Annotated in this window: 9 protein-coding genes; 7 read left to right on the forward strand and 2 right to left on the reverse strand. The window is 39.6% G+C overall.

All coding sequences use genetic code 11. The features are described 5' to 3' along the window. Positions 1-381 precede the first annotated feature (381 nt). The 6 genes from AC3WTJ_RS37780 (at position 382) to AC3WTJ_RS37805 (ending at position 6,028) form a co-directional block, all read left to right on the forward strand. On the forward strand, positions 382-1,899 hold the full coding sequence (locus AC3WTJ_RS37780; RefSeq protein ID WP_492526905.1) for a copper amine oxidase N-terminal domain-containing protein: 1,518 nt from the start codon (positions 382-384) through the stop codon (positions 1,897-1,899). 72 nt (positions 1,900-1,971) lie between these two features. Then, positions 1,972-3,507, forward strand: a complete 1,536-nt coding sequence (locus AC3WTJ_RS37785; RefSeq protein ID WP_492526907.1) for a copper amine oxidase N-terminal domain-containing protein — start codon at positions 1,972-1,974, stop codon at positions 3,505-3,507. Between the two features lie 183 nt (positions 3,508-3,690). Further along, positions 3,691-3,882, forward strand: coding sequence for a hypothetical protein (locus AC3WTJ_RS37790; RefSeq protein WP_157319811.1), 192 nt, complete (start codon positions 3,691-3,693; stop codon positions 3,880-3,882). A gap of 329 nt (positions 3,883-4,211) precedes the next feature. Next, the gene (locus tag AC3WTJ_RS37795; RefSeq protein WP_492526909.1) at positions 4,212-4,790 is read left to right on the forward strand and encodes a TetR/AcrR family transcriptional regulator; all 579 of its coding nucleotides are present in this window, start codon (positions 4,212-4,214) and stop codon (positions 4,788-4,790) included. A gap of 94 nt (positions 4,791-4,884) precedes the next feature. Then, positions 4,885-5,322 (forward strand): HEAT repeat domain-containing protein, encoded by a 438-nt coding sequence (locus AC3WTJ_RS37800; RefSeq protein ID WP_492526911.1) that lies wholly within the window; start codon positions 4,885-4,887, stop codon positions 5,320-5,322. 73 nt (positions 5,323-5,395) lie between these two features. Next, positions 5,396-6,028 carry a spore coat protein gene (locus tag AC3WTJ_RS37805; protein WP_492526913.1) on the forward strand — a complete coding sequence of 211 codons (633 nt, stop codon included), beginning with the start codon at positions 5,396-5,398 and terminating at the stop codon, positions 6,026-6,028. 48 nt (positions 6,029-6,076) lie between these two features. Here the strand turns inward: AC3WTJ_RS37805 and AC3WTJ_RS37810 are convergent, their stop codons facing one another. Further along, on the reverse strand, positions 6,077-6,826 hold the full coding sequence (locus tag AC3WTJ_RS37810) for a YqcI/YcgG family protein (RefSeq protein WP_492526914.1): 750 nt from the start codon (positions 6,824-6,826) through the stop codon (positions 6,077-6,079). Between the two features lie 62 nt (positions 6,827-6,888). After that, positions 6,889-7,476, reverse strand: a complete 588-nt coding sequence (locus AC3WTJ_RS37815) for a DUF1989 domain-containing protein (protein WP_492526918.1) — start codon at positions 7,474-7,476, stop codon at positions 6,889-6,891. Positions 7,477-7,652: 176 nt separating this feature from the next. Here AC3WTJ_RS37815 and AC3WTJ_RS37820 point away from each other — a divergent pair, with 176 nt between their 5' ends. Then, positions 7,653-8,726, forward strand: coding sequence for an FUSC family protein (locus AC3WTJ_RS37820; protein WP_492526916.1), 1,074 nt, complete (start codon positions 7,653-7,655; stop codon positions 8,724-8,726). The last annotated feature ends 343 nt before the right edge of the window (positions 8,727-9,069 follow it).

A 9,069-nucleotide genomic window follows, 5' to 3' on the forward strand; every position in this document is an offset into this window, starting at 1 on the left:
AGGGAAGAGAGACCACAAAGGGTTCGACCGTCCGTGAAGACATCCTGAGTAATCAAAATAGGACGAGCGTCCAAATTTACCACCAGTGCTTCCGAAGGAAGCTTTTAGATAAGAATTTGAAGTATTCCCATCACCTGCTACACTTTAGTTTCACCTCAAACCCTTGGGCAGCAAGGGTTTTTCTTTGTTTGTTTTCAATAAAGGGGCGGCCTCCTTGTGTTTTTTCGGATAGAATTGTGGGTTCGGCTTTCGAATCTAGGAGAGGGTTCAAGCTATGATATTTAACTAAATGGAGTATTAATAACAAAAATAAGATGTATGTATATGAAATAATCTGATATAGTAATTGGGTAATTATAACTTGACTGGAGGAATGAGGAATTGAAAGGGGATTTCTATAAACTAATTAGAATTGTAATTATCGGCATTATAATCGTAATTTCTTCACCCCTAGCTTCTCAAGAAGTGAAGGCAGAATCAACGCAGCAAGACTCGGATATTTTAAAAGCTACTCCGGATATTATATTGCAATTAAATAATCCAATAGCAAAAATACACGATCAAGATGTTTTGTTAGAAGTAGCACCAACATTAATCAATAATACAACTATGGTGCCATTAAGGGTAATTAGCGAAGCGTTAGGTGCTAAAGTTAATTGGAATGATGCCAATAAATCAATTGAGATTTCTAATAACACGTCGAAATCTATTGTTCTATTTATAGGCCAAGCGAATGCACACATAGATGGAACCATTACCGCTTTAGATCAATCGGCTGTAATAATCAAGGATAATACAATGGTTCCGATTCGTTTTATCGCAGAGTATTTTGATCAAAAAGTGAATTACGATCGAGATAAGAACATAATTGAGATCTCAAAAACGGGTAAGAACATCCCTGTCAGGTCTGAAACGAAGAAAAAACTAGATAAGATTACGGTTGATAATCTTTCCGGTTCTTATGAAGTAGGACATGTAGCATTTGCTGACGTTAGGAGTTTTAATCAGCAGACTAAAATATTAGATATGGTATCTGATAACGATGGTAATACTTTCATTCTTGAAAAGGAGTATGAACAAAATTATAGAGTATTAAAAATTAATCAGAAAAAAAATGGATTAGCACTAGTATTTTCTTTTGATGACGAGTTTAAAATTAGTACTAAAGAAAAAGGAGAAAGTAGTAGTCTTAATTTTAACAGAATTGGATTCAGTCCAAGCAAATTATACTTCAGAGAGTCAGATAAGAAACTATATATAAAAGGTGAATACGAAAATAATAACAACATTATGTCTTCTATTTTTGAAATACTTCCTGAGCCCAAATTAGTGACATACGATTATTTAGTATCGATGAACTGGAAAAATGATTTTTTAATTGGCCCAGATGGTAAAGATTTCTACTATAGTGATCTTATGAAAGGAAAGATACTTAAAGGAGGATCTGAAAACAAAAGTGAGGTTTTCACATCAATCGACTTTGCAACATCGGATAAGTTAATTTCATTAGATGTTGAAGGAAAAATTTATTTATTCAGTACAAATAAAAAAATGATTTATAGACTGGAATCCGAAGGTCTTAAGCCGGTAGCTAATCTGAATACAGAAGAAGAAATATTAGCGGGTACGTCTCGTAATGGAGTATTTTACTATAGCGTACGTAATGCAGTTTACCAATTAGATTTAAACGGCAAGACAGAGCCTTATGTTAATTTGAAAGATATATCCTATACCAACGGATTAAACGACCCTGAATCTCAAGATAGTAAAGTAAATCCAAGAATAAAAGAGTTTGGATTAAACGATCCATTCATAATTGATGAGAATGGCGATGTGGTCGTATTTGATTCTTCTGACTTTATTTTTAAAAGAATAAATATATTTGTAAGGAATCCTTAACTATTAAGTCTAATTGCATAAGCGCTAATACGGCGTGGCGCGGTATGCTTTCGAATTTAGGAGAGGTATAACTTGATTGGAGGAAAGAGGATATTGAATGGGGATTTCAATAAACTAATTAGAATTCTAATTATCGGCATTATAATCGTAATGTCTTCACCCCTGGCTTCTCAAGAAGTGAAGGCAGAATCAACGCAGCAAGACTCGGATATTTTAAAAGCTACTCCGGATATTATATTGCAATTAAATAATCCAATAGCAAAAATACACGATCAAGATGTTTTGTTAGAAGTAGCACCAACATTAATCAATAATACAACTATGGTGCCATTAAGGGTAATTAGCGAAGCGTTAGGTGCTAAAGTTAATTGGAATGATGCCAATAAATCAATTGAGATTTCTAATAACACGTCGAAATCTATTGTTCTATTTATAGGCCAAGCGAATGCACACATAGATGGAACCATTACCGCTTTAGATCAATCGGCAGTAATAATCAAGGATAATACAATGGTTCCGATTCGTTTTATCGCAGAGTATTTTGATCAAAAAGTGAATTACGATCGTGATAAGAACATAATTGAGATCTCAAAAACGGGTAAGAACATCCCTGTCAGGTCTGAAACGAAGAGAAAACTAGATAAGATTACGGTTGATAATCTTTCCAAACCTTATGAAGTGGGATATCTAATTCCTGGTGGTGGATATAATGATGTTGTTATGCAGACTAAAATATTAGATATGGTAGCTGATAGCGACGGTAATACTTTTATTCTTGAAAAGGAGAAAGACCAAGATTATAGAGTACTAAAAAATAATTACAAAATAAATGGACTAGCATTAACATTTTCAATTAATAATGAGTTTAACGTTACCATTAAAGATAAGAATAGTAGTATTCATCTTAACAAATCTGGATTCACTCCATCCAAAATATATTTCAGTGAGTCTGATAAGAAACTTTATTTAAAAGGTGAATACTTTAGTAACAATATCAAGTCTGCTATTTTTGAGATAATGCCTGAACTCAAATTGGTAACTTACCTGGATACTTTAGATACGATGAACTGGAAAAATGATTTTTTAGTTAGTCCAAATGGGGCAGATTTTTACTACAGCAATCTTTTTAAAGGTAAAATACTTAAAGGAGGATATGAAAACAAAAGTGAAGTTTACACCTCAATCGACTTTGAGACATCAGATAATTTAATCTCATTAGAATTTGAAGGAAATATCTATGTATTAAATACAAGTAAAAAAACGATTTTTAGACTAGATCCTAAAGGTGTTAAACCTGTTGCTAATTTTAATACAGAAGAAGATATATTATGGGCTACTTCTCGTAATGGAATATTTTACTATAGCGTACGTAATGCAGTTTACCAATTAGATTTAAACGGCAAGACAGAACCTTATGTTAATTTGAAAGATATATCCTATAACAGTGGATTAATTGATCCAGAAACTAAAGAGAGTAAAAAAGATCCAAGTATAAAAGAGTTTGGATTTAACAATCCATTTATCGTTGATGAAAATGGGAATGTGGTCGTATTTGATTCTTCCGATTTTATTTTAAAAAGAATTAATTTATTTGTGAGGAACCCTTAACTAGGAAGAGTACCTACACTAGGTGCAGGTCCCGTAGTCCCCATCATTTTGACTTCCTCGCGGCTGGTTGACTGTGTTTCTTCATTTAATTTAGCATAAGGACTAAGACAAACAGACAAGCATAGGCGAATATACATATACGGATTCATCAAAAGTTGATTATCAACTAGGAGGTGTTTCGGTATGGTTTTTTGGATAATCGTCGTTGTCATTGTTGTAATCGGTTTGTTAATCTGGGCTAGCAGGAAGAAGAAAACGGCGGTAGAAACAACAGCAGTGAAAACACATAAGGAGTGCTCCTACTGTAATGAGGAAATTGAAATCGATGCGGCAGTTTGCAAGTACTGCAGGGGGATTGTGGTAAGCTCAAGCTAACTCGATACATGATAAAAGCAAAAAGCAAAACCTGAGGCAAACCAGCCTCGGGTTTTTGTGCATTCATGTTATGCGGTGTCAGCCGAAAAGCACCACTATTCCGATTTAAAAATGACCATCGGCTGCGAATATAATTATACTATCGGTCATAATTTATTTCGGATTTTAGATTCAAAAATATGAGAAATTAAATATAAATCATGTTATTTATAAGGTCGCAATCCATGAATATTTGTACCTACGGTCATTTTATGAATTGAACAAACCTGTCGTTTCCTCTATACTTGGAATATACAGCGTAAACATTAGCGATAAACGGAGATGACTCAATGAACCGTGAGGAAAAAAAGCGGGCAACGCGCAAAAAAATCATAGATACTGCGCTCGAGCTGTTTGCAGAGCAAGGTTACGAAGCGACAACGGTTCATCAGATCACGGAGCGTGCTGGTGTTGCGAAGGGAACGTTTTTTAACTATTTTGCCACGAAAGAAGAAGTGTTCTGTGATATTCAGACTTTCTGGGCGTCGACGGAGTTCGTTAAGCTGAAGGATAAAGTCGGGCCAATTCTCCCTCATTTGCGAGAGTTTCTAATCGAATTGGTGAGGCTTGTACCTTATACCCGACAACTTGCCCGTGCATTATTTCAAAGCAATCTTAGCAACGAGAAGTCACTGTGTAATCAGTTGGAGATGTTGGAAGAGCTAAAATTAGTGCTCATTCCTGTCATAGAAGAAGCACAAAAACGAGGGGAATTCTCAACCGTTTTCCCGGCAGAAATGATAGCGGACCAAGCCATTCAAACGTACATGGGTGTATTAATTACCTGGGGCATGGGGATGGGCGATGAGAGGCTTAATACGCAAATGGCTGTCAGTTTCGAGCTGTTTTTTCGAAGTCTGCAGCCATAGATCTATTTCATTGGCGCTCCGGCCCAAAAAAGTGTAACATCATTGTAGTAAAAAAACATGCGCAAATTGCAGCAGTCGAAGGAGCTAGAACAAGTTGAATATAGAAGTAAACAATGAAGTACCTGCCAATTTTGAGGAGCTAAAAAAATCCTCGAATCGTTCATCCAATTGGAGAGAACGTCAGGATGCTGTTGAACAATTAGGTCAATGGAATGATCAACAGAGCATAAATATTTTGACTCGTATGATGACCAATGATGCCGTATATCCCATTCAAGAGCTGGCTTACCGCAAGCTTAAAGCTTTTGGTGAAGATGTTCAGCTGCCGCCACGGAAAAAAGGGGATTTGGTCAAAGGTGCAGGCAAGGTATTCGTGCGCATCAAAAAAAGCTTGCCGGAAGGCCATACCTTTGAAGCATTCAAAGAAAAGCTCCAAAAAACCAGAACTGACGTCTACGATACGTACGAAGGGGACAAGGGCGCTGACTTTGATCATTGGCTTGAGACCACTTGGGCCTCATTGCTGAAGTAAGAGAAACGTATAATTTCCACGAATCTAACTCATATTATCGAAGTTACCAATCCATATCAAAGGAGACTTCGAGATGCAGCAGCAAACACCATACAACAACATGAATCAAATCGCACCAAACATGAATCATGGGGGACACGAGCTCTTTGATTTGCACGAAGTGTTAGCTTGTACCATTAATGTACTTGATCAGTTTATGATTTTCAGGCAGTTCGTCCAAGATCCCGAGCTTCTGGACATTTTGGATCATCAGTACAGCTTCACCCTCTACCACTACAATTTAACGGCAGAGTGCTTTACTACAGGGCAGAAGCCGAGCCAAGAGACACAGACCTACATGATACGGAATCTGTCTCAGCCCATTTATGGAATCAAGCCTACTCAGCCCAAAAAGCCGAATCAATCGCTGGCTGATGTGAAGGATGCTGGAATTAGCGCACATATGCTGGGGCTTATCAAGTCTCATGCCTCACTACTAACGATGACCTCTGTTGAGGTAACGAACCCTACAGTGCGTCGTGTGCTGGCTTCTCAGGTGCAGAACTTTATTGAGATGGCTTATGAAATTTTCTTGTATCAAAATAGAAATGCTTATTATCAGGTTCCACAACTGGGTACAGCTGATATGCAGAAAATGCTAAATACCTTCGTCCCGGCTCAGGGCATGCCGCAAATGCCTCCAAATAATCGGGCAACGATTCATTAAAAGATAAAGAACCAGCTGGGTCTGCTTAGACCTTGGCTGGTTTTTTAGTTACTTCTTTTTCATGGCCATTGATGCAAAAGGGCATTTAGGAGCTACACTTTCATCGTCACGCAGAAAATATTGCTCCCACTCCAGATTGTCTGTCTGACCATACCATTTGAGTGAGGGATGCGCTGGAACGCCGTCGTACTCAACCAGTTTCTGACGAATCAAGCTTTTCATATTGCGTCCGAAAGCGGTAGAATCATTGATTTCCTCAAAGACCCATCGAGGCTGGAAGGTAATTAGAAAATAAGGCGTCCACCGGCTTCGGCGAACTTGATGGGCAGGTGTCCCGCAAAAGGCGAAGTACGGATGCCCACTATAACAGAACTCCCAAGCATGGTGGGAGGGGTCTTGAGGGATGTGTGCGGGCCATGGGACCGGATCTTTGGCGCTTACCCGGCTTAATACGGACCAGAAGACCTGTTCATAATCTTCTACAGAGAAATTAGCCGTCATGTCGGTTGGCGTTTCAAAAAATATAACAAGCGAAGCGTACCGACCGGTATCACGGGAGCATTCACCGTATTGATGCAGCAGCTGCGCGGTCTCTTCAATTGCTTTATCGGATCTGGGATCTGCTGCAAAGCCAAAGCGCAAGCTGTCGGTGAGATACCCCTGCCGCCCTGGGATGCAGGGGTACATGCGTTCATCATCGGCAATCATATGCCCGAACTTGCGAAAGGCGTCTTGCTGCCAGTCAGGCAGCTCTTTTCCATTGTGATCCAGCCAACTCTTAGATGTCAAATGAACCATAACCAAACCCTCCTTCTTCCATTCGGAGCATAGTATGCTGAGTGGAAGATTTGGGTGAATGCCTACATGATTTCGACGTCAATCGGTGAGCACTTGAACCCATTACATGCGCTCTCGGAGCACGGACAAGCAGACACCGCTATGATTAAATCCATTTCCGCCCGAAGCTCAATATAATCGCCAGCCTTCGATAGCGGCCTCTCAACCGTAATTTCCCCTGATGGATGTATGACGGTATTCATAAATAAGTTGACGGGGTAATGTTGATCAGGGGCAGGGATTGCAAACTCGGCTAAAGCCTGATTCAGGTTATGATAACAGCTTGCATGATCCTTTTTATTGTATAGCACCTCGTACATTTCGCTGCGGCAAGCTGGATTAATGAAATCGTGTTGACCTACGTAATCGGTTACGATGGTTAACATTGGCTTGTATGTATTAGTATAAAGCAGATCCCCTGGCTTCACTTTCAGTTTATGAAGGGAATCCATTGTAACTCCCGGGTCCAGCCGTTCCCTAAAGTCGTTATCACGATAGGCGACAAAGTCAGCGACTTGCTCGCCTTCTACATCGGTTATTCTAACCGTTTGACCCTTGCTGAGCTTGAATCCAAACCCCTGGGTGGCCGGAATACGCCATTTTTGTTTGATCATATGTGCCTCCAAAACGAGTTTATGGAAATTACTTTAACAGTATGGCTTCAGCAAGAGGCTGTCATGCAGTTGGACTGGCAGAATTGAACTAGGGAGCTAAGAGCTTATTTTGCATCAAACCCGTTACCTGTGTAAGATAATAGGGAATTACTATTATGGATGAGGGGGATTTCATGGTTTTCGGTGCGCGTGTTTGGAAAACGGGTATCGCCGTTGCTTTGGCCTTATACATAAGTGCCTGGCTAAATTTTACTCCTCCTGTCATTGCCGCTGTTGCTGCAATCTTTGCTATGCAGCCTTCGATTTACCGGTCGTGGCGCTATTTTCTGGAGCAGCTGCAGACGAATATTCTTGGTGCGGCATTGGCTCTGCTGGCGGGTATGTTTTTCTCAAATAATGTCATTGCTATTGGCATTGTCTGTATTATTGTCATTATTCTCAGTCTTAGAATGCGTATGGAAGAAACGATAGGTCTTACTTTGGTTACCGTTGTTGCGGTGATGGAGGCTTCAGGGGAATGGGAGTTCGCGCTTAATCGGCTGCTTCTTAGCTTAATTGGTATCGGCTGCGCCTTTGTGGTGAATATATTCTTCTTTCCGCCGAAACCTAAGGAGCAATTCGCTGCACAGATTCAGACTATTTTCAGCAAAATGTCGCTCCTTCTTCGCACAGTGATCTCCAATGAAATGAAAGAAACGGTGTTTCGTGAGGAAAAAGAAAGTCTTCGCAGCGGTCTCAAATCCCTGTCTGAAAAATACAGGCTCATGGAAGAAGAGATCAAAAAGCTGAAGGGCAAGGGGAATGGCTTCAGCCGCATACGCGAGCTTGTTGTATATAAACAAAAGCTGCTTGCTATGTATAAAGGGTTAGAAGTGATTGAAGCCGTAGATGAACATTACTTTCAGGCAGCTCGAACCGAGGCGATTGACGACTATTTTGATCAACATATGGAAAAATTAATAAAATTCCATGAACATGTGCTGCTGAAATTCGATGATAAGCTGAAAGAGGACAGCACGGAAGGTCTGGAAATGGAAGCTGAGAATGATCGTTTCATGACGGTTCTCATTGAACGTTATACCCAACAACCGCAGGGATTATTGCGTTTATCCGTAGTGGCTGCCGCTATGTATGACTATGGTCATCAAGTTGCACGATTGGATAAGCTTGTCGAGTATGATCATCGTGGTGAAAGTGAAGAAAGAGAACCTCTGGAATTACTGCTTAAAGGTATCAGGTTAAAATAGCTCTTAGCATAGAACCGTGGAGCCTCTCAGTTGTCAGATAAAATCTGGTGCTTGGAGGTTCTTCTCATAAAATGTAGGACAAGGCTTGCTTTCCAAAATTGTATGTGCTATATTATGATTCTTGCTCCGAACGGAACAAGGCGCAAGACGAGATTAAGATCTGAACGTGTTGAATATCTTCACGAATGGATGAAAAAATTAAAGCTTGCAATTGAAAAACAGATATGGTATATTACTTCTCGCTGCTTCGGTAACACGGTAGCGAACGAAAGAAATTGATCTTTGAAAACTGAACAACGAGTGAGTAAGCACAGTCGAGTAATCGACTATAAATGAGATTGTA

Source organism: Paenibacillus sp. FW101-FHT12H11, from assembly GCF_058790355.1.

Excerpts from the sequence above, each read along its gene's own strand:
- AC3WTJ_RS37820 (WP_492526916.1), top strand. The coding sequence starts at position 7,653 with ATGGTTTTCGGTGCGCGTGTTTGGAAAACGGGTATCGCCGTTGCTTTG.
- AC3WTJ_RS37795 (WP_492526909.1), top strand. The coding sequence starts at position 4,212 with ATGAACCGTGAGGAAAAAAAGCGGGCAACGCGCAAAAAAATCATAGAT.
- AC3WTJ_RS37790 (WP_157319811.1), top strand. The coding sequence starts at position 3,691 with ATGGTTTTTTGGATAATCGTCGTTGTCATTGTTGTAATCGGTTTGTTA.
- AC3WTJ_RS37810 (WP_492526914.1), bottom strand. The coding sequence starts at position 6,826 with ATGGTTCATTTGACATCTAAGAGTTGGCTGGATCACAATGGAAAAGAG.
- AC3WTJ_RS37805 (WP_492526913.1), top strand. The coding sequence starts at position 5,396 with ATGCAGCAGCAAACACCATACAACAACATGAATCAAATCGCACCAAAC.